This is a genomic window from Halalkalibacter oceani, assembly GCF_023715605.1.
Classification (GTDB): Bacteria; Bacillota; Bacilli; order Bacillales; family Bacillaceae_D; genus Halalkalibacter; species Halalkalibacter oceani.
Window position 1 is genome coordinate 58929 of sequence record NZ_JAMBOL010000015.1, and the last position, 19884, is coordinate 78812.

Here is a 19884-nt window from a genome sequence, read left to right on the forward strand (position 1 = left end):
TATTTCTCCATATCTTTTACACATTTATCGTCTATACTCTATTGTATAACGAATATGAGGAGTTTCCCTAATGAATTCAGATAAAACGATTTTAATTGTAGATGATGAATGGAATATGCGTAATCTGTTGACTATCTATTTGCAGGCTGAAGGATTTCGAACAGTCGAAGCTTCCGATGGGCAAGAGGCTCTTGCTACATTAGCTGATCAAAAAGATCAAACTGACCTTGTTATTCTGGATATTATGATGCCATTACAAGATGGTTTCGAAATTTGTCAGAGGATTAGGGAGTACTCAAACATTCCTATTCTAATGCTTTCAGCGAGAAAAGAATTACATGATCGAGTCGAAGGATTGAACAGGGGAGCGGATGATTATTTGACAAAGCCATTTGAATCTGAAGAATTAATTGCCCGTATCCATGCATTACTAAGAAGAGCAAACAATCAAATAGAAGAAGGTAAAGATGGAAATTTACTGTTTAGTGATGGATTACAGATCTATTATGAGAAGCGACAGGTTTATGTAAACAATGAATTGGTTGAATTGACGGCAAAAGAATTTGACCTGTTGTACAAACTTGCAGCGTCTCCAAAACGTGTCTTTACGAGAGAAGATTTACTTCGTTTAATTTGGGGAGAGGAATATGTGGGGGCACGACGTACTGTCGATTCACATATTAAAAATATCCGCTCAAAGTTGGAAGGTGCAGGCTTAACTCAAAATCGCATTGCGACAGTGTGGAGTGTTGGCTACAAATTTATTTAAAGAGTGATGATACGATATGAATCGAATTGACATAAAATTAGGCGCAACGATGATCCTCCTGATCATTACAATCCTGTTTCCATTGGGGTTTGTTATCAACCAAATTTTCTATACCTTTTACATTCAACAATCTCAAGAAGAAACGTTAACATTGTCTACTCAATATGCCTCATTAATTAATGATAGTACTGTTGAAAATCGCTTAGAGGTAGTCGAAGTAGCAGCACGTATGTCGAACCAAAAAATGTTGATTATAGAGGATGAGGGAGAACTTTGGGCAAATGCGAATTTAGAACTAAGCGATGAAGATATTACGTTCCTTCTGAGTCTATTAAACGAATCCGATCACCATCCGTTTTTAACGAATTCATTTCAGACAACTGCTGGAGTGACTTATTTAGCAACCGCTTCACTTATCGAAGTTAATGGGACTCAAGGGCATATCATTGTATTCTCATCCCTTGAGAGTATTCTTCAATCGATGCAAACTGTACAGTACTTGATCTTTATCTCTGTCGTCGGCTCATTATTGGTGGGAATTGGGCTTGCTTATTTCATCTCAAGAAAATTGTCACAACCATTAATAAAAATGGAAAAAGCAGCACGTCAAATTGCCAAAGGTGAACTCGATACACGTGTTCAGGAAAGGTCGAACGATGAAGTCGGATCACTCGCTGGGGCGATCAATGATTTAGCTGCTGATTTGAACTTTGTAAATAAACAGAGGCGTGAATTTTTTGCAAATATTTCGCATGAATTACAGACTCCTATCACTTATTTGAAAGGATATGCGAAGGTATTACGAAAAGGATTGTGGAAAACAGAAGATGAGAAGAATCAATACTTGACCATTATTGAAGATGAAGCAAATCGGCTCTCTTACTTAGTGAATGATTTATTTGATCTCGCAAAAATGGATGATGGACGATTTAAGCTTCATCTAGAAGAAATTGAACTGGAACAGCTGATGAAGCAAGTGATCAATAAAACGGCTTATCGGGCATCAGAAAAAAATCTTTCCCTACGGTTTGAATCCAATTTAATCAAAGGCACATCGATTATGGCAGATCCATTACGCATGGAACAAGTGTTACTAAATATCGTCGAGAATGCTGTTCGCTATACAACAGAAGGGTCGATTGTTGTATCAGTATACAGTACATCTGAGTCCATTCAGATAAAAGTTGAAGATACAGGAATGGGAATCGAAAAGGAGGAACTCACTTATATTTTTGAACGTTTTTACCGCGTTGAAAAATCTCGTTCTAGGGACTTTGGCGGTACAGGACTTGGGTTAACAATTGTCAAACAGTTAGTTGAGTTACACAAAGGAACGATCCACATAGACAGTGAAATTGGGCAAGGTACAATCGTCACGATCATGCTTCCAAACTCAAAGGATAAAAGAGAGTTGATGATAAATGAAAAAATTTGAATGGGTGATCGGTTTACTGTTTATCTTATCTGGATTATTGTGCTTAACCTTTTCCGCTACTTGGATTTTGCCCAATTTTCATCTTCATTTTAGTTTCATGTTCTTGACCATTTGCCTATTTGTCATCATTCCCATCCTATGTGCAGCTATACTATTTTACATTGTTCGTTCGCGAAAGAAAAAGAAATAAAAATCTCATTTAGCATGTCCCTATTAGGTCTTTTAACTGTTAACAGGTGTTTCCCTAAAGTTGGGAGGCACCTGTTTAACATGCAGTCTTTTCTCATCTTTGAATAAAAAGTGACAGATTTTTTATTTTGATACTCTCCATAATTTCTCCACATTCTATCATTATACTAGACAAAAGAGAATAAGGGGGGATACCTATGATCAAAAAACGATTGCTAATTAGATCCGTTTCCTTACTTGTCATTGCTATAGCGATTGGGTACATGCTTTACTCAAATTTCACCTCTGATAGGAATAGAGCAGTAGGAGTTGGTGATCAAGCACCTAATTTCGTATTAACAGATTTGGAGGGGAATGAAGTAGAACTTAATGACTATCGTGGCAAGGGGGTATTTTTAAATTTTTGGGGTACGTATTGTCCTCCATGTGAAAGAGAAATGCCGTATATGGAAAATCAATATGCCATCTATAAAGACTTGGGTGTTGAGATTCTCGCAGTGAATGTACGAGAGGGAGAATTACCAGTTAGACAGTTCGTGGAGCGGTACGGTTTGTCGTTTCCGATTCCGATGGATCCAAAAGGAGAAGTGGTACAACTTTACGGCGTAATCCCACTTCCAACAACGTATCTTATTAATTCTGAAGGAGCGATTACAAAAGTAATCACAGGTGGGATGACAGAAAAGGATATCGCCGAATACATGGATAGTATTAAACCATAGGAGTGATCGAAATGGACGAACTTCGCTGTTCTTGTGGGCAGCAGAACCCAAAAGGGACACTACTATGTGGGGGATGCGGGAACCCCTTGCAGGAGAGTGCTGAAAAAGAAGGAACGTTAAACATGCGATATGAGGGGGCCGCTAGACGATCTCAAACGAGTAATAAAACGTTTATTGACCGCATATGGAATTTCTTTTCATCTGTAAAAGTGGGAGTCTGGATTATTATCATTTTGTTAACTGTATCCTCGCTAGGGACAATTTTCCCACAAGAAATGTATATTCCACCAACGGCTAATCCGGCTGATTATTATGGAGAAGAATATGGTTTACTCGGAAAACTCTATTATCAGTTAGGCTTTCATAACCTCTATAAGACATGGTGGTATTTATTACTATTGGCTGCTTTGACAGTCTCACTCATTATTGCCAGTGTTGATCGATTTTTCCCGCTTTATCGCTCATTGAAAAATCAACGTGTACAAAAACACGTCAATTTCATGAAAAAGCAACGTTTAGTCAGTGAATCATCAATCGAGTTTTCAGAAGTACAAGATACAGTTATTAAGCAATTAAAGAAGAAGAAGTACAACGTTCGAACAGATGGAAATGCGATTCTTGCAGAAAAGGGGCGTTTTGCCCGCTGGGGTCCTTATGTCAATCATATTGGTCTCATCATCTTTTTAATTGGAGGGATGCTTCGGTTTTTCCCTGGGATGTTTGTCGATGAATACTTGTGGATTCGGGACGGTGATATCGAAGCGATTCCAGGAACAGATGGTGAGTATTACTTAGAAAACGAACAATTTTTATTGGAACTATACGATGAAGACGACGAAGTCTTTCAAGATGCGATTCAAAACGCAGGGGGAACGGTTGTAAAAACGTATGAAACAACGGCTACATTGTATCGTAGTGAAGCAGAGGGACCTGTTGGGTCAGTTCCTGAACTTCAAGAATTGGATTCATATAAAATCAGAGTTAACGACCCGTTTAAATTTGACGGTTTTGCTCTCTATCAACTCAATTATAAGCTTCACGAATTAAGCAAAATCATGTTTACGTTAGAAAATAGAGAGACGGGAGAAGAAATTGGAGAAATTGAGGTTGATCTTTTAGAACCAGATTACCAATATGAAGTAGCAGACAACTACGTAATTACGTTAAACGATTATTTCCCTAATTTTTACTTGAATAATGAAGGAGTACCAAGTACTCAATCACCAATTCCTGATAACCCTGCATTTATTTTTGAAGTAAATAGCCCAAATCAAGAAGAAAATGAAGTGAGCTTTTTAGCAGTTGGTGAAAACTTTGATCCTAGTCAGTCAAACACTTATCGACTTACTATGTCTGGTCTAGAAACTAAGCACGTGTCTGGTTTGACGGTTCGAAAGGATCATACATTACCATTCCTGATTTTCGGTGGGGCAATATTCATGATCGGCTTAGTACAAGGAAGTTATTGGACTCATCGCCGGATCTGGTTTAGGCAAGTAGAAGACAAAGTAATTCTAGCAGCTCATACGAATAAAAACTGGGTTAGTTTCAATCAAGAAATTGCCGAAGTAATAGAAACTAGTGGGATAGAACCTCCTGTAGACAATCGGGATATAGCATCATCTTCGAAAGGAGTGAAGTCAGAAAATGGTTGAACTGAGCAGTAATTTATTACTCGTAGCCTTTTTTATTTACATTGCAGCAATGGTTGTGTTTTCGTTAGCCTTGTACCATGAGAACAAACAAAATAAGCAAAAAGAGAAGAAATGGGGGTGGATTGCGTTTTCGTTAGCCCTTACCGGATTTTTATCACAACTTGGTTATTTTTTGATCAGATGGTCAGTTGCCGGACATGCCCCTGTTAGTAATATGTTTGAATATATCACTTTTTTAGGGATGACGATTATTTTCGCTTTCCTCATTCTCTATCTTATCTATAAAAAGTCTGTACTCGGCATTTTCACGATGCCAATCGGAGTTGTAATCATTGCCTACGCCTCTGTATTTCCAAGTGAAGTATCACCACTGATACCTGCCTTGCAATCATATTGGCTACAAATTCACGTCATTACGACAGCAATTGGACAAGGAATACTGGGGATTGGTTTTATTGCAGGGCTTATTTATTTGATTCGAGTGGTAGATCAAACGAAACGATCTAAACAAACATTTTGGCTTGAGTCTATCGTTTTTGCGATCACTTGTGCGGTTGGGATCGCAGTCACTGTAGGTATTTTTTCTGCCAATCAATATTCAGTTACCTTTAACTGGGTGAATGAACTTGATGTTGAAGCTCAACTGGAATATGAATTACCGGCAATTGTCGGTCCGTATGAAGGCGAACTCATTTCTTCCGACCAAGAGAGCTTTGGGCCTTTATTTAAAACACCAGGGTGGATGAACGGAGTTGAAGCGCCTCGGAAATTCAATACATTCTTATGGTCGATTTTTTCAGGAGCCCTACTTTATCTTACCTTACGTCTTGTACTAAGAAAACGTATATCGGCAGCGATCAAGCCGTTTGTCAAAAATATCAGTCCTCAATTATTTGATGAAGTGAGCTATCGTGCCATTATCATCGGGTTTCCAGTCTTTACATTAGGAGGATTAGTCTTCGCGATGATTTGGGCGCAAATCGCATGGACACGCTTCTGGGGCTGGGATCCAAAAGAAGTGTGGGCATTAATTACGTTTCTTTTTTATGCAGCCTACTTACATCTTCGATTGTCAAAAGGCTGGCATGGGGAGAGATCAGCTTGGCTTCTAGTGATTGGGTTTGCGATTATCATGTTTAACCTACTTGTTGTGAATCTCATTATCGCTGGTCTACATTCTTATGCATAAAGGAGCTTTTTATGAGTGATGTAACAATTTTACTGGCTTTTGCTGCTGGGGTGCTATCTTTTGTATCCCCTTGTAACCTTCCTCTTTATCCGGCTTTTCTATCTTATATCACTGGAATGTCAGTCGATGATTTGAAGCAGAAGAAGAAGGGAATCCCACCCAAAGCGATGGTGCACACCACAATTTTTATTTTAGGGTTTTCAACGATCTTTATCGTGCTGGGGATGTCTACGTCCTTCATTGGTGAAGCCTTCATAAGGTACAACGATATGATTCGACAAATTGGGGCAATCTTTATCGTTGTGTTTGGTCTTGTTACCCTTGGTGTGTTAAAACCAGAGTTTCTAATGAAGAATCATCAGATTCAGCTATCAAAGAGGCCGAGTGGTTTTGTAGGAACCTATGTCATTGGGTTAGCGTTTGCTGCAGGTTGGACCCCTTGCATTGGTCCGATTCTGACTTCTGTGATCGCATTAAGTGTAAGTAATCCTGGTTCAGGTATGTTCTACATGAGTGCCTACAGTGTTGGCTTTGCGATACCTTTCTTTTTCATGACCTTTTTTATCGGAAAGATGAATTGGATCAAAAAGTATACGAGTTTCATTATGAAGCTTGGTGGAGTGTTGATGATTATGTTTGGAATCGCACTATATTTTGATTGGATGACAAGAATCACTTCTTATCTAGTGAACAATGTGTTCAACGGATTTATGGGATTCTAATAAAGGGAGATGTTAGTGATGGACCTAACTTATATGCTGTCAATGGGACTCGTCGCATTTGTGCTTCTGTTTGCCATATTTATGGTTTTAAAATTGTTATTTAATCATGAAAAGAAAGCCAAATCAGCTTATGCTATTTTAGAGGAAAGATTTGCAAAAGGTGAAATTTCAGAAGATGAGTTTGTAAAGAGAAAAAATGCTTTAAAATAAAAAGTCTCTAAGACTCTGAGCTATAATAACCCAAATAGGGGAAAGTACCTCCTATTTGGGTTATTTCATGTTTTTGAAAAAGACTTTGTTTTATTATGGTTTCATTATGTTGGAACTAATTAGGGAATATGTCTTCTTGAATTAAAGGGCATATAGTCAAAAAAAGAACTGCTTTTGCAGTTCTTTAATGATTTTTATTTACTTATTTTTCCTCTTAATGAATGTAATATTTGAGATACAATAGCTAATATAGGTAGCTCAATGAGTGGTCCAATTACCAAAGCTAACGCAATTAGTGGTTGATCTGGAAAGGATGTTACAGCAATAGCTAAAGCAACAGGTGAATTTCGAGCAATAACGGTTAGGTTTAAGCTAACAGTATCTTCATATGAAAACTTCATTGCTTTGCCCACGGTTTGTGCAACAACAAAGTTAATTATAAAGTAGAGTAAGATCGGGATTATTAAGATATAAATAACCTCAAGGTTGTTGATTAAATAAGAGCCTTGCGAAGCAAACATGGCTATGATGGCTAGTGATAAAAAAGTAATCTGTGCAGATGAGAAAAAAGGGACGAGTTTCTCAATCAAGAATGTTCCCTTATTCCTCATAAATAGCGAGTTAAATGAGCAAGTGCAAAAGGAATAACTAAAACCAATACAATACTTTCTAATATGGTCGATGATGGAACGGATTCAATGGTTCCTGAAAAAATGAAAAGATAAACGGGTAAAAGCAAAACTTGCAGGATTAAATTAAGCGGTAATACAGAAGTGGATAATGACACATTACCTTTGGCGATAGAAGTGAACATCAAATACCAGTCTGTACATGGTGTGACCATTAGCATGATAAAACCGATCCATAATGCAGGGTGATCTGCAAGAAAGATTGCGCCAAGACCCCATGCTAATAAGGGAGTCCAAACAAAGTTTATGATCATACTTGTACTTAAAAATCTAATATTTTTAAATGCATCTTTTAAATTTTGTAAAGGAATCGTTAGAAATAATCCATATAGCATGAGTAATAAAAATGGAATGATGAGTGACTCTGCATTCTGTTCAAAAAAGGTGAATTGACCTAATAAAAGTCCAACACCTACTGCCAATAAAATAATAACGGTTTGAAACTTCTCTAAAAAATTCATAATTATACCCCTTCTATAAAAGTAGAGGTAGGTGCGCACGACTAACTCTTGTTTTATTAAGGATAACTTATTTTTAATGCAATTACTTTTACAATATTGACTTCCAATTAGAAAAGAGGATCAGAAACATTGAATAACAAACAATGGAAGGCGATTTATAATAATGACCGAAGTTATGATGGGAAATTCTATTATGCGCTTTCATCAACTAAAACTGTATGTAGACCTTCTTGTACATCTCGTACTCCGAATCCAAAAAATGTATCCATATTTAGCGATGTTAACGAAGCCATAAAACAAGGATTCCGTCCTTGCAATCGGTGTAAACCCGATCAATTAGAATGGAAAGGGTACAAAAAAGAACTTGTAGAAAAAGCAAAGCATTACATTGAACTTCATTATGAAATCAATGTTACCTTAAAAAGTTTAAGCATTGATTTACAAAAAAATCCGTATTATATTCAACGTTCATTTAAAGAAGTATTGGGGATTACACCCTTACACTATTTACATGAGGTTAGGATCAATAAAGCTAAAGCATTACTTGAAAATCATTCTTATTCAATCACAGCTATTGGAATAGAAGTTGGATACAGCGATAGTGCACATTTTTCTACAAAGTTTAAGGAATTAGAGGGTATAATACCAAAAGAATTTCGTAAGCAGTTAAACAAGTGATAGGGCATTAATTCAATAAATGAAGGTGAAAATGATCTTAAGCAATCGGGCACGATTGCTTAAGATCGCAGCCTTAATGATTAAACTATTAAATCCCCTGTTTTCAGGAAATGCTACCTCAGGGTTATTGTTGAATTGCATATAGGATTGCCGATTTAAGAAGATTTTTCTCTTTAGCCCATTTTTTAACTTTTCCATTACTTCAATATTTGGAGGACATATGGACCAACTCACCGCACTTAAGCAATGCGATCGTTTGGAAGGGTTTCGACTTTATATTTCATAGATTCTTAGGGAGGGAAGTAGAAGCACCATCCCCACTGGTAATATTTTCAAAACCCTCTTGTAACCCTCCTCATCCTATAGTATCCTAAAAATAGCCGGTGGGGAGACCTCCGGCTATTTTTGCATTCATAGAAAAGAGGCAGCCCACCGGGCCCAGGCTGTCTCTTTTTTGAGGTGGTCAACAATCGAAAGGAGGAAAGCAAATGGCATCGAAAAATCCAAGTACAGCACGGTTGTCACTGCTTTTGTTAGAAGAAAATGAGTTTGGTGAAACGAGTATACGCCGAAGTGGGTATCCTGTGAAGATTGACGCAGAGGTTGACGCACTTTATGATATCTCGATCGCCCTCAGTAGTTTAAGTTCGGCACCGCTTGTGGATATCCATTTAACTGAGGAAAGTTCATTGGCATAAAACTAGGATGAAAGGAGAGTTGAAAGATGGATCGAACCTTAGAATTGCGCTTTAGAAATGAATTAGGTCGAACAATAGCGATTCGCGTCTTACATCCACGAGAAGATATCAGTGGCAAAAGCCGTATTGTTAACTATCTTTATACACACCTCCAGAAAGAGAAATCAAAAACTCTAGTTAGTCCCTTTTCAGCTAAAACGACTTGGATACAGGTGTATATGGTTTATGGTGGATGATCAAACACTACCCAGATGAACTAATTCAACAGGTAGAAACAATTACACTAATTCATTCTGTATTTTTGAAGCGCAAGCGTTAATTAAAGTCGACTATTACGTGGTTGGTTTAATCGATGCTGGATGGGCCTCACTACTCATGAATCGATTAGCTTATAGTGAAACCAATTAGAACACATTATTAGAAGGAGAGAAGAAAAATGAAGTATGAGCCCTTAACGTTAAAAACATGTTTGCAGTTACTATTATTAACGATTGTAAAAGCAAATCATCCAATGACAGCTGCGGAATGCTATGAGGCTTTAAATGAACAGTTTCCTCCTCCTCCGCAACCAGGTAAGCCGAACCGAAAATATTCTAAGCCAAAAATAATAGAGCAGCTTAGAGAACTTTGTCAGTCTGATGAAATGGTTGAAGTACCTGGTGTAAATGTTCATTATTACATTACAAATAAAGGACTAGCGGAACTTAACAATCGACGTATAGAAATGTACAATGCTATCACAAGTATTCACTTATCTCTCCAAAACGTAGTAGCCATGATTCAAGACAAGAACCCGCCTAATCCTGGTGTTACAGTTCTGGAACATCAGCGGAGCTTCCTTCGTTCATTACTAAGCTTAAAAGATGTTGTACGCACGTTTATCCTAAAGGAGCTTATGAAAAAACCTAAACAATCTATGAAAGATTTACACAGTTCAATGATACAGAAGCTCGGTTGGAGTTGCAGCTTAAGCGCATTTATTATTATTGGTCGAAATGAAATGACCGAAGGAGTCGGTTCAGATAATCTGGTGCTTGAAACACCTGTCATCTTTCTTAAAAGTGAATATCAAGGAAAAGTCAACCGTCGGAAAATGCGAGTATTCTCAATTGATAATCAAGAACTCGTGTATGAGTGGCTCCCTATCTATTCTCGAGATGCTTTGTCAAGCACTAAAAAATCTCTTGAGTTCACAACTATGCTTATAAAATTATTAAGGCAGGAAGGAGTATAAACTATGTCTACAGACTTGAATCAAATTGTTATATCTGGCCGGCTTACCCAAGAACCTGTTCTTCACTATGTAGCAAAAGGCGAAAACAAAATACCTGTTGCGAATTTTTCAATTGCTACTGATAACTTTGGCAAAACCAGTTATATTCCCATTATTGTTTGGCAAAATTATGCTGAATCCTGTGCGAATTACCTTGAAAAGGGACAAGAAGTTTTTGTGACTGGAAGACTTTACAGCAGAGTTGATACTAAAAGTAAACGATCTTTTCTTGAGGTTCATGCAACTCTTATAAAATTTGGGAACAAGGCAGGGAAGCCAAATGGGTGATCAAGAGGATCAATTCGCCCGGATTATTGATCGACTTTGCAGGCCTTTTCCTAAATCAGTGTTAAAAGACAGAAACGATAAGAAAGGGAGTTATATATCAAGTCATACCTATATTCAAAGGTTAAATGAAGCAGCTGGCCCCTACTGGTCACACGAACGCATAGGGGAACCTGTTTTCTATCCTGAAGACCAGCTAGTGCATATAAAAGTTAAAGTAACCATTATGGGCCGTTCTCATGAAGGTGAAGGATTCACCAGATACAAAGTTCATGATAATAATCACATTAAAAACCGACATTATGCAATTCGTTCAGCCATTCAAGATGGTATTAGGGATGCCATAACCTTTTTCGGGGTCGAAAAACCTTCTAATCATGATCAAAAGGAATTCTTGTTAGATGAGTATAAACCTTCCCATCAGAGTCAAATCAGAGAATGTCTGAAATGTAATAAAGAACTTAATTCAAACGATTTAAAGGTGCTTGAAAACAATAATCATGTCAAACATGATTATTGCGAGACATGTATCCCAAAACATTTACGTAAAACGTGAGCCATAATACATATCCATTTCAGTGGGGGTATTACTCACGCGTCGTTCATAAGGAGGTTATATTTCCCTAAAAAGAAGGGGAATGTTATAGAAAAAGAAAACGCTTGCTGTTTATTTAGACTTTATTATTAAATTGGCACTTTAGGTCTATAGCAATCAATTGTCTATTTTCTCTCCCTTCTAAGATATGTCCTGTTTGTTAGTTTATTGAATTATATCAATTTTCGTTCATATCTAATTTGTAGGAAAAATGTTACAATAACACCGATTAGTATGACAATTTTACTATTTAAAGAAGGGGAAAAAAGTATGTCAACAATTGCAGTCGTTGAAGACAAAAACTTCTTATTTGGAGAGGGTATAAAAAAAATTCTTCAATTTTTAGGTCATGAAATAAATATCATCGGATCCCTAGATGAACTTGAGAAAGTTAATAAGCTGAGGCCTTGTTTACTTATTATAGATTATGATTCAAACCCCAAAATGACCAGAGACATTCTTCATTTTTTATTTCATTCAAATGGTTGGCAACCTAATATTCTTGCCTTTATCCAACAACCTACTCTCTCTACCATCATCGATCTGGCAACATATGATGTCAAAAGTATGATGATTAAAGAAGTTCCTTTTGAAGAATTTGAAACTGCTATTGGTCGGACGATTGAAAATAAAAGCTACATACACCAAGATATAGCTCCTTATTTATTATGCGCTATAAAAGAATTGAATAAAAATATTGATGGGAACAAAAGTAAACCACAAGTTCATCAAGACAGTCCACTTTCAAAACGAGAGATTGAGGTGCTTGAATATTTAGCTATGGGTTTGTCTGATAGTGAAATTTCGATAAAGCTGAATATTTCTGAACGTACAGTAAGAAATCATGTTTATAAAATCATGCGAAAATGCGAATCAAATAATCGTACTCACCTTGTTGTACAAGGGATTATTAAAGGTTGGGTAACCCCAAGATTAAATTGACTGATACTTTTTGATTTATTATAATTAAGTAAGAAATTTCAACTAAATAACACAAAGGGAAACCCCTAAATAGAAACGTTCTAGAACGTTTCTATTTAGGGGTTTCTTTTTTTGGAGGTGATACTCATTAAAGACTTTATTACTGTTAATGACGTTCTACAATGTCTGGATCTTGACGGCGCTAATTGTCCTAAAACTGACGGATTCACTGTCCAAAATGAAGAGGAAGCAATCCTTTGCTCCCCCTTCATTTTACAAATCTACTTGATACGTTTCATTTTTCTTAAGATAAAATTTTACTTCATTTCGGCCAGTCACGATATACCAGTCTCTGCCAAGTTCCAAGCGGCAGGGAAGAGTCCGACCATATCCTAGATGAAGATCAAACCATTCACCGTATCGCATCTTATAACCTAAATTCTCACCCCACAACACAACCCAACAATCCAGCTCTTCATTGTAATTCATCTCTTTCCAACGGGTTTTCATGAGAGTTCCCCTTGGATGACTTGCTTGATCATATGATCGTCAATGATCCTACGGCCATTTTGTGAGCCATACAGAAGACTATGTGTACAGAGTTTATTAATGAGCCTTGCGGCACCACCAGAGAACCGATGAATTTCGCCAATCGCCCCATCTGAAAAGATTGGTTGATCAACTCCTGCATATCGAAGATGCCCAGTAACATATTCCTCAACCTGAGCACGATCGAGGTGTCCTAGCTGGAATTGGATATCAATTCTTTGACGTATGGCTGTGTATGACTGTAAGCGTAGTCGGTCCCACAATTCACTTTGACCGACAAGGATAAGCGCCATTGGACTTAGCGAATCCATTTTAAAGTTCAGAAGAAAACGGACCTCTTCAAGCATTTCCCGATCCAGAAGGTGAGCTTCATCCACTACGACTACTGGTTGTAGTCCTCGTATGCCTTTCATTAATTCAATCTCACGATGAAGTTGCCGTTTTGCATCTCCTCGATAAAACTTCGCTTCAGAGCCCAGTTGTTCCAGTAGCCCCTTGTAAAAATGGCGAGGAGTTAACTTAGAGTCGGATAGATAAAGAACGTGGAATTTGCCTTTATCCAATTTGTCCACAAACTTACGGATTGTCGTCGTTTTTCCCGTTCCACTATCTCCACTCAGGACGGCAAAAAGCTGTCTTTCAGCTGTATATTTCAACCTTCCAAGGATTTCTTGCATCATAGAGGAATCATACAATTGGTCCGTTGGCAAATCTCTAGTGAAAGGCGTGTTCTCCATTCCATAGAAGGCTTCAAACACGTGAATCATCCTCCTTCCAAACGCCACGGAAGGTCACGGCAGGCTTCTGTTCGATTTGACGTTCCTGGTTCTTTCGTTCAGCTGCCTTTAATAGTCTTGAAGAGTCAACACCCTGCACCTGCAGGTGCTCAGGTAATGCAGGACGCTTCCCAGCTTTTTCTCCAATCACAAGCTTCTTGGCTTTCCAAGGAGTATAATCCTCGAACTCAATGGTAAGCTCCTCAATATTCGCAGGATCATAGATAACCTCAACCTGACGTCCAATAAATGTCAAGCCCACTTCATATTTCTGATCCATGAAACTGATGCATCCTGATTTATCGACTTTTCTTGTCTCGCAATGAAGAAATGCATTGCTTAACGTTTCTGGATCGATGAACCGAATCGCTTTCTTGTCTGAACGAAATGCGGTTTCCGGGCTGATTTTCTCCCCAAGTGCAGAATGAGGCTTATTCTGATAGCACTCAGTCAGCCAGACTTGGAAGAGTTCATTCAGACGATCCAGAGTATTCGGCTTTTCGATGACAGCTTCACTGATGAATGAATCTATGACTCTATTGAACCTTTCAATTTTGCCCTTCGATTCCGCTGCATACGGCCTTGTGTAAGTGAGACGAGTGCCTATTATTGAGCAGGTACGTGTCATCCATTTGGTTCGATATTGCTTGCCGTTATCAAAATATACAGCCTCTGGAACACCATACTTTTGGATGGACTGCCGGAAGGCATCTTCAATGATCCTTGAATCCAAGGTAGGATAGAAAGCTGCGTGAAGCACAAACCTGGTGGCGTCATCGATAAAAGCAACAAGATACACTTGTTTCTTCATTCCATTCGGACCAATCGGCAAGTAAGGACCATACTTGATATCTGATTGCCAGAGTTGGTTGCGATGTCGTTTCTGAAACCTTCGGGCGGCTACTCCTGTCTGGGAATAGAGTCTCATTTGTCGTGTACTGTAACCCTTTTCCGTCAGTTTTTCCTGAAGGGTTGACCTTTTGATTTGTCCTGGTTCAGCCAGCCCTTCCCATTCAAGAATCTGTATAATTTGAGCTACGCTCCGGCTCGGCACTTCCTTACGTAGAAGAATCGCCTGGTCTAATAGATTAGGAGGGATAGCTTCTGACTTTCGAGCAACATTTCTCGATTGAGGCTTCAATCCCCCAAACCCACCATCCCGAAATTGAGCCAAATATCGTCTGATGGTTCTTTCTGAAAGGCCATTGGCCTTAGCTATCTGGCTCCTTAATTCCTTCACTTTTCCAGCGTCAAGCCCCTCTGCCAATAAAGGTGATATCAGCTGAAAACGTTGCACTGCCAATTCTTCTGATTTCTTATGATCCCTCATGATACACATTCTCCTTTCTGTGTCTATCATGAGTGTAAATCAGGGGTTATTGGACAATGAATGCAGAACGGGTGTGTAGCCAAAAATTAATATTTACGATAGGCCGGACAATTCTTGTCAGCCACCCATTGGCATCTCCTGCCAAGCGTCCTATCCTTTGAAGTGCAGCCCCTGAATCTTTGGACGTGTAATCCAGGGGGGTATTCTCCTGGTTGGTTCTGATCATGATGGAAGTCAAACAGCCAATCCAATAATCCACAAATTCTAGAAACCAGCCATGCCATCTCGAAAGAGTGGAATCATCAGCAGGAACAATGTGGGTGGATGGATTTGTAAGAACGTCTTCGATACATTCCGCTTCATAGCGCTTATAAGGAATCAATAAGTCCGGCAATTCATGGTGGATGGTACCACAATGGGTACACTTCAACCTCCGAATGTTATATGTCTTACTTTGTCCCGTATGATCCTTGGCTTTTCGATTCTTAGTTCCTCTAACCAGCATGTCTTTCCCGCAACATGGAGAAGGGATCCTCTCTGCACCCCTAACTAAAAACTCCAGTAAGTATGTTTTCAATCAGCTGATAATCTGATACAATAACCATATACTTTTTTGGTGGGACGTCTCCCGTATAACTGTTGGCGCAGTTATACGTTATGGGAGATGTCTTTTTCCTTTCCCCAGAATTATAAATGTCGAAATGTTTCGAATTATATACGGACATTATAATCGACTAATTCTGGACAGGCAATACCGTCAACTTTCGGTAATTTAAGGGTGTCAAAAACATTATTACTCTTTTAGCTTTAAGTATCTCACTTATTTTAGCTCTAAGTTCAACTTTTTATTTCATTCTAATAAAAAAACTTGAACTGACAATATTTCTACTAGGGGTCCTACCAACAAAACGCGGAAAACATACGCTAAGCAAATTTCGACATGAAAAAAGCCGATTTTTCCTACGCTAAGGAATCATCGGCTTTTAGTATTATTGAATAAGAGGGCGTAGTGAATGTAGACTTGCTACTTTACTTGCATCAAAGTTGTATTCACCAAGAAAATTAATGTGTTCCCATCCTAACGGAGAAACATGTTTAAGTAAATCTTCTCTCAAATTCCCCTTTTCCTTCAATAATTTTGTTGCTTCTGTAAGATAAACAGTATTCCATACGCTAATGGCGTTTATTAGAATATTTAAAGCACTTGCACGTTGTAGTTGGTCTTGTATTCCTCGTTCTCGTAACTCACCTCGTTTTCCAAAGAATAAGGCTCTTGCTAACCCATTCATGGCTTCCCCCTTATTTAGTCCTCGCTGAATTCGACGGCGTAGTGTTTCGTTAGATATGTAATCCAAAATAAAAATGGTCTTTTCGATTCTCCCCATTTCTCGCAAAGTAATTGCAAGTTTATTTTGTCTCGCATATGACCCTAATTTCCCCATAATAAGTGAACCAGACACTTTTCCTTCTCGAATAGAATGAGCCACACGCAATACGTCATCAAAATTCTCTTGAATAATTTTAGTATTAATACGACCACGGAGTATATTTTCTAGTTTTGGGAATTCATTCGGCATTTGGATGGTGAAAAGCTTAGAGTCAGCTAAATCACGTAGCCTTGGTGCAAAACGAAATCCTAGTAAATGACTCAATCCAAATACTGAGTCGGCGTAGCCAGCTGTATCTGTAAAATGCTCTTCAATATTTAAATCTGTCTCATGATGAAGTAATCCATCGATAACGTGTACAGCATCACGAGCATTGGTATTAATGACTTTCGTATAAAAACTTGAAAATTGATCACTAGTAAATCGATAAATGGTTGCCCCTTTTCCAGACCCATAGTGTGGATTAGCATCGGCATGTAACGATGAAACACCAACCTGTACGCGCATTCCATCAGAGGAAGAGGTACTTCCATCTCCCCAATAGGAAGCTAGTTTAAGCTTATGTTGAAAATTTACTAATGTCGCTTGTGCACGACTTATAGCATCATCGAATAAACGCCATTGCGCTGCATTAGCCATTTGATGATAGGTAACTCCTGGTGTCGCTTCTGCCATTTTAGTAAGTCCTATGTTAGTTCCCATCGCCATGAGAGCAGCCATGAGAACTACTTTTTCCTCTCCCTTTGGTGGGCGATTGGTTGAGGCATGTATCAACATTTCATCAAATCCTGTCCAGTGTGCTACCTCCATTAAAAGATCAGTGAGCTTTATTCTTGGCAACATATTATATAAAGACAGGCTAAAAGCTCTCGCTTCTTCGGGTGTATTCTTCTCCAAACGGTCCACTCGGATCTTAGCCTTTTCGATATTTACTCCTTCTAGAGAATCAAGATTATTTGAAACCCATGTAAGGCGTTGAGCTAGTGACTTTCTTCTTTCCTCAAGATATTCATCTGCCGATGAACGAACGGCTAGTTTAGTGTCTGTAAGACGAGTTGTTGTCCAATCTTCTTTAGGAACAAGATACTCTTCAAAATCTTTATGAAGTCTACTACCGACTACGGATATGTCGCCTGAACGAATATGATTTTTCAACTCTGTTAGTGCAGCCATCTCATAATAGTGCCGATTAATTATTCCATCATCACCATAAACATGCTTCTTCCAACGTTTGGGAATAAAATCTACCGGGGCATCATTTGGAATTTTTCTTTTACCAGATTCATTTATTTCATTTAGCGTTTTTAGGGCTTGTAATAATGGTTCAGTACCTTGTGTAGAACGAAATTCAAGAGATTTAAGAAAAGTAGGAGTATATTTTCTTAGATAAGAAAACCGATTTTCTAACAAATCTAGATAATCATAATCCATCGGTCGGGCTAATTTTTGGGCTTCTTCAACGGAAGAAACAATTTTATCCCACGGCATAATCATTTCAATAGCATTAAATGGATCGAGCCCTTCATTTCGTGCTTGGATAAGTGCAGCACCAATATCTGCAAAATGCACGACTTTTTCATTCACTGCTTTTCCATTTTCTTTTTGCATTTCCTCTTGTGTTTTACGACCCTTTGATTGTAAAATCATCATTTGTCGATCATGAATTTCAATTGCTTGGTCAATTAGATCTTGGCTTAGTGTTACTAGATAGGCAACATGAATTGCATATTTCTTCATTTCTTTAAATCTTCGAAATGAGTGTGGCTCATACCGTGCTCCAATACGAGATAATTGAAGTAACCGATTGGGATGGATTTGTTCTGTATTTATTTCTAATTTTAATTCTCGAATATATTCTAAGCGCTTTATTACTTTTAAAAAGGCTTCAGGTGAAGATTGGCCGGGAAGCTCCCTCAGCCATGCTAAAGGGGTTTTTCTATTGTCTACAAATGGATCTATAAGTTTATCTAACTTTTGTTTTTGCCATTTGGAAAGAGTACAAGTTAATGATTTAAAAATCCTTTCCTCTGCTCGTTGACGAGTTTCCCAAACAAGCCTTTCTATAGTAGTCATGGCAGGGAGAATAATTTTCTGATTACGTAGTTCTTCTTGTGCTGTACGAAGAAGATACATTGAATTTCCATTTTGAAGGGCATGATTCAAAAGAAACTGAGCTGCCTTGCGATAGTTCCCTAAGGAAAAATTTTGATAACCATAAACTTGACGGATTTCTTCCATATGCTCATGTTTAGTTGGCTCTCGTTGGGCATATAAAGAAAATGAATTAGGATTAACATCTATTTGGCTAGCTATGTATTCTATGATGTAATCTGGAATAGGTCCAACATCTGAAAGGGACCATCCAGGATATCGTAGAACACATAATTGAACAGCAAAGCCTAATCGATTATGATCTCTTCTGTGTCGTTTAATAATTTCAAGGTCATATTGTGAAAAAGTATAATAAGTTTCTAGTTCACTTTCACTCATATCAGCTGGAATTCGTACAAATTCCGTTCTTTGATCTTCTGTTAGTAATTCTTTCCCTCTCATGCTACAACTCCTTGCTAGATATCTTTTTCTTTTCTAGATAACGATATAAGGTTGTCGCTCCAATCCCTGTTGCCGTCTTAATTTGAGATAAAGAGTAATCTTTGCTTTCATACATTTTTATAGCAAGTTCTCTTTTCTTTAAGTCAACCTTCGGTCTGCCTCCGTTTCTTCCCCTAGCTCTAGCAGCCGTCAATCCATCCTTCGTTCGTTCACTAATAATATCTCGTTCTAATTCTGCTATACTGGCTAACATTCTGAAAAAGAACCGTCCCATAGCAGTTGTGGTATCGATCTTGTCTTGTATGGAAACAAAATGAATTTCCTTTGATTCGAAATATTCCATAAGCTCAATTAAATGTTTAGTACTTCGACTAATACGATCTAATTTATAAACAATGACCGTGTCATCTTTACGTAAAACTTTAAGGAGTTCATCTAATTGAGGTCGATTTTTCATTTTTCCTGATTCTTTTTCTTCAAAAATCTGATCCACTCCGTAGTGAGCTAATGCATCGAGTTGTAATGATAATGATTGATCTTGTGTACTTACGCGTGCATATCCAAATTTCAACACAAATCTCCCCTTTTCTAATATGTTAACTATACCAAAAAGGGGTTTTAAATAGATATATTGGTCTTTTGATTTTGGTTATATTTTTGGTTATGTATTTGAATGAATTTCATAATTTAAGTCCCTACGGGCTCAAGGCTTTTAAGCACTAAAAAAAGGAGTACCTCCCCAAAAGTCGAATTAGTTAAGTGTCCAAACAAAACTACGACTGGAGGAAGACTCCCTT

At 38.0% G+C, this 19884-nt stretch carries 20 protein-coding genes and 1 pseudogene; 14 read left to right on the plus strand and 7 right to left on the minus strand.

What is annotated here, in order from left to right:
• The first annotated feature begins 70 nt into the window (after positions 1 to 70).
• From M3202_RS15475 to M3202_RS15505, 7 genes are all read left to right on the plus strand, one after another.
• The gene (locus tag M3202_RS15475; RefSeq protein ID WP_251224214.1) at positions 71 to 769 is read left to right on the plus strand and encodes a response regulator transcription factor; all 699 of its coding nucleotides are present in this window, start codon (positions 71 to 73) and stop codon (positions 767 to 769) included.
• 16 nt (positions 770 to 785) lie between these two features.
• The gene (locus M3202_RS15480) at positions 786 to 2204 is read left to right on the plus strand and encodes a sensor histidine kinase (RefSeq protein ID WP_251224215.1); all 1419 of its coding nucleotides are present in this window, start codon (positions 786 to 788) and stop codon (positions 2202 to 2204) included.
• 386 nt (positions 2205 to 2590) lie between these two features.
• Positions 2591 to 3115, plus strand: a complete 525-nt coding sequence (gene resA / locus M3202_RS15485) for a thiol-disulfide oxidoreductase ResA (RefSeq protein WP_251224216.1) — start codon at positions 2591 to 2593, stop codon at positions 3113 to 3115.
• Positions 3116 to 3126: 11 nt separating this feature from the next.
• Positions 3127 to 4770 carry a cytochrome c biogenesis protein ResB gene (gene resB / locus M3202_RS15490; protein WP_251224217.1) on the plus strand — a complete coding sequence of 548 codons (1644 nt, stop codon included), beginning with the start codon at positions 3127 to 3129 and terminating at the stop codon, positions 4768 to 4770.
• Positions 4763 to 5959 carry a c-type cytochrome biogenesis protein CcsB gene (gene ccsB, locus M3202_RS15495; protein WP_251224218.1) on the plus strand — a complete coding sequence of 399 codons (1197 nt, stop codon included), beginning with the start codon at positions 4763 to 4765 and terminating at the stop codon, positions 5957 to 5959. The genes resB and ccsB overlap by 8 nt, the downstream gene beginning before the upstream one ends.
• Positions 5960 to 5970: 11 nt before the next feature.
• Positions 5971 to 6681 (plus strand): cytochrome c biogenesis CcdA family protein, encoded by a 711-nt coding sequence (locus M3202_RS15500; RefSeq protein ID WP_251224219.1) that lies wholly within the window; start codon positions 5971 to 5973, stop codon positions 6679 to 6681.
• Positions 6682 to 6699: 18 nt separating this feature from the next.
• Positions 6700 to 6891, plus strand: coding sequence for an SHOCT domain-containing protein (locus M3202_RS15505; RefSeq protein ID WP_251224220.1), 192 nt, complete (start codon positions 6700 to 6702; stop codon positions 6889 to 6891).
• Positions 6892 to 7085: 194 nt separating this feature from the next.
• On the opposite strand, the pseudogene M3202_RS15510 reads toward M3202_RS15505, so the two are convergent.
• Positions 7086 to 8041 (minus strand): annotated as a pseudogene (locus M3202_RS15510) (arsenic resistance protein).
• 129 nt (positions 8042 to 8170) lie between these two features.
• On the opposite strand from M3202_RS15510, the gene M3202_RS15515 reads away from it, so the two are divergent.
• The 7 genes from M3202_RS15515 (at position 8171) to M3202_RS15545 (ending at position 12512) form a co-directional block, all read left to right on the plus strand.
• The gene (locus M3202_RS15515; RefSeq protein ID WP_251224221.1) at positions 8171 to 8719 is read left to right on the plus strand and encodes a bifunctional transcriptional activator/DNA repair enzyme AdaA; all 549 of its coding nucleotides are present in this window, start codon (positions 8171 to 8173) and stop codon (positions 8717 to 8719) included.
• 488 nt (positions 8720 to 9207) lie between these two features.
• Positions 9208 to 9417: a DUF1659 domain-containing protein gene (locus tag M3202_RS15520; RefSeq protein WP_251224222.1), complete on the plus strand. Its 210-nt coding sequence runs from the start codon at positions 9208 to 9210 to the stop codon at positions 9415 to 9417.
• A 26-nt stretch (positions 9418 to 9443) separates the two neighbouring features.
• Positions 9444 to 9653, plus strand: coding sequence for a hypothetical protein (locus tag M3202_RS15525; RefSeq protein WP_251224223.1), 210 nt, complete (start codon positions 9444 to 9446; stop codon positions 9651 to 9653).
• Positions 9654 to 9853: 200 nt separating this feature from the next.
• Positions 9854 to 10651: a hypothetical protein gene (locus M3202_RS15530; RefSeq protein ID WP_251224224.1), complete on the plus strand. Its 798-nt coding sequence runs from the start codon at positions 9854 to 9856 to the stop codon at positions 10649 to 10651.
• 3 nt (positions 10652 to 10654) lie between these two features.
• Complete coding sequence (locus M3202_RS15535) at positions 10655 to 10978, plus strand: single-stranded DNA-binding protein (protein ID WP_251224225.1); 324 nt, start codon at positions 10655 to 10657, stop codon at positions 10976 to 10978.
• Positions 10971 to 11531 carry a Rad52/Rad22 family DNA repair protein gene (locus M3202_RS15540; protein WP_251224226.1) on the plus strand — a complete coding sequence of 187 codons (561 nt, stop codon included), beginning with the start codon at positions 10971 to 10973 and terminating at the stop codon, positions 11529 to 11531. The genes M3202_RS15535 and M3202_RS15540 overlap by 8 nt, the downstream gene beginning before the upstream one ends.
• A gap of 309 nt (positions 11532 to 11840) precedes the next feature.
• Positions 11841 to 12512: a response regulator transcription factor gene (locus tag M3202_RS15545; RefSeq protein ID WP_251224227.1), complete on the plus strand. Its 672-nt coding sequence runs from the start codon at positions 11841 to 11843 to the stop codon at positions 12510 to 12512.
• Between the two features lie 252 nt (positions 12513 to 12764).
• Here the strand turns inward: M3202_RS15545 and M3202_RS15550 are convergent, their stop codons facing one another.
• The 6 genes from M3202_RS15550 to M3202_RS15575 all read right to left on the minus strand — a co-directional run bounded on the left by M3202_RS15550 (position 12765) and on the right by M3202_RS15575 (position 19658).
• Positions 12765 to 13001: a DUF5348 domain-containing protein gene (locus M3202_RS15550; RefSeq protein ID WP_251195967.1), complete on the minus strand. Its 237-nt coding sequence runs from the start codon at positions 12999 to 13001 to the stop codon at positions 12765 to 12767.
• Complete coding sequence (locus tag M3202_RS15555) at positions 12998 to 13798, minus strand: ExeA family protein (protein WP_251224228.1); 801 nt, start codon at positions 13796 to 13798, stop codon at positions 12998 to 13000. The genes M3202_RS15550 and M3202_RS15555 overlap by 4 nt, the downstream gene beginning before the upstream one ends.
• A complete protein-coding gene (locus M3202_RS15560; protein ID WP_251224229.1) occupies positions 13791 to 15146 on the minus strand; it encodes a DDE-type integrase/transposase/recombinase in 1356 nt (451 codons plus the stop codon). Before M3202_RS15560 ends, M3202_RS15555 begins: the two co-directional genes overlap by 8 nt.
• Positions 15147 to 15192: 46 nt before the next feature.
• A complete protein-coding gene (locus M3202_RS15565) occupies positions 15193 to 15723 on the minus strand; it encodes a DUF6431 domain-containing protein (RefSeq protein ID WP_285874996.1) in 531 nt (176 codons plus the stop codon).
• 412 nt (positions 15724 to 16135) lie between these two features.
• Entirely contained in the window at positions 16136 to 19087 is a 2952-nt protein-coding gene (locus tag M3202_RS15570; protein ID WP_251224230.1) for a Tn3 family transposase, read from the minus strand.
• A 1-nt stretch (position 19088) separates the two neighbouring features.
• The gene (locus M3202_RS15575; protein WP_251224231.1) at positions 19089 to 19658 is read right to left on the minus strand and encodes a recombinase family protein; all 570 of its coding nucleotides are present in this window, start codon (positions 19656 to 19658) and stop codon (positions 19089 to 19091) included.
• Between the last annotated feature and the right edge of the window lie 226 nt (positions 19659 to 19884).

Coding starts and splice junctions, on each gene's coding strand:
- M3202_RS15535 (WP_251224225.1), top strand. CDS start 10,655: ATGTCTACAGACTTGAATCAAATTGTTATATCTGGCCGGCTTACCCAA.
- M3202_RS15570 (WP_251224230.1), bottom strand. CDS start 19,087: ATGAGAGGGAAAGAATTACTAACAGAAGATCAAAGAACGGAATTTGTA.
- M3202_RS15530 (WP_251224224.1), top strand. CDS start 9,854: ATGAAGTATGAGCCCTTAACGTTAAAAACATGTTTGCAGTTACTATTA.
- M3202_RS15545 (WP_251224227.1), top strand. CDS start 11,841: ATGTCAACAATTGCAGTCGTTGAAGACAAAAACTTCTTATTTGGAGAG.
- resA (WP_251224216.1), top strand. CDS start 2,591: ATGATCAAAAAACGATTGCTAATTAGATCCGTTTCCTTACTTGTCATT.
- resB (WP_251224217.1), top strand. CDS start 3,127: ATGGACGAACTTCGCTGTTCTTGTGGGCAGCAGAACCCAAAAGGGACA.
- M3202_RS15550 (WP_251195967.1), bottom strand. CDS start 13,001: ATGAAAACCCGTTGGAAAGAGATGAATTACAATGAAGAGCTGGATTGT.
- M3202_RS15560 (WP_251224229.1), bottom strand. CDS start 15,146: ATGAGGGATCATAAGAAATCAGAAGAATTGGCAGTGCAACGTTTTCAG.
- M3202_RS15500 (WP_251224219.1), top strand. CDS start 5,971: ATGAGTGATGTAACAATTTTACTGGCTTTTGCTGCTGGGGTGCTATCT.
- M3202_RS15475 (WP_251224214.1), top strand. CDS start 71: ATGAATTCAGATAAAACGATTTTAATTGTAGATGATGAATGGAATATG.
- M3202_RS15525 (WP_251224223.1), top strand. CDS start 9,444: ATGGATCGAACCTTAGAATTGCGCTTTAGAAATGAATTAGGTCGAACA.
- M3202_RS15520 (WP_251224222.1), top strand. CDS start 9,208: ATGGCATCGAAAAATCCAAGTACAGCACGGTTGTCACTGCTTTTGTTA.
- M3202_RS15540 (WP_251224226.1), top strand. CDS start 10,971: ATGGGTGATCAAGAGGATCAATTCGCCCGGATTATTGATCGACTTTGC.
- M3202_RS15480 (WP_251224215.1), top strand. CDS start 786: ATGAATCGAATTGACATAAAATTAGGCGCAACGATGATCCTCCTGATC.
- M3202_RS15505 (WP_251224220.1), top strand. CDS start 6,700: ATGGACCTAACTTATATGCTGTCAATGGGACTCGTCGCATTTGTGCTT.
- ccsB (WP_251224218.1), top strand. CDS start 4,763: ATGGTTGAACTGAGCAGTAATTTATTACTCGTAGCCTTTTTTATTTAC.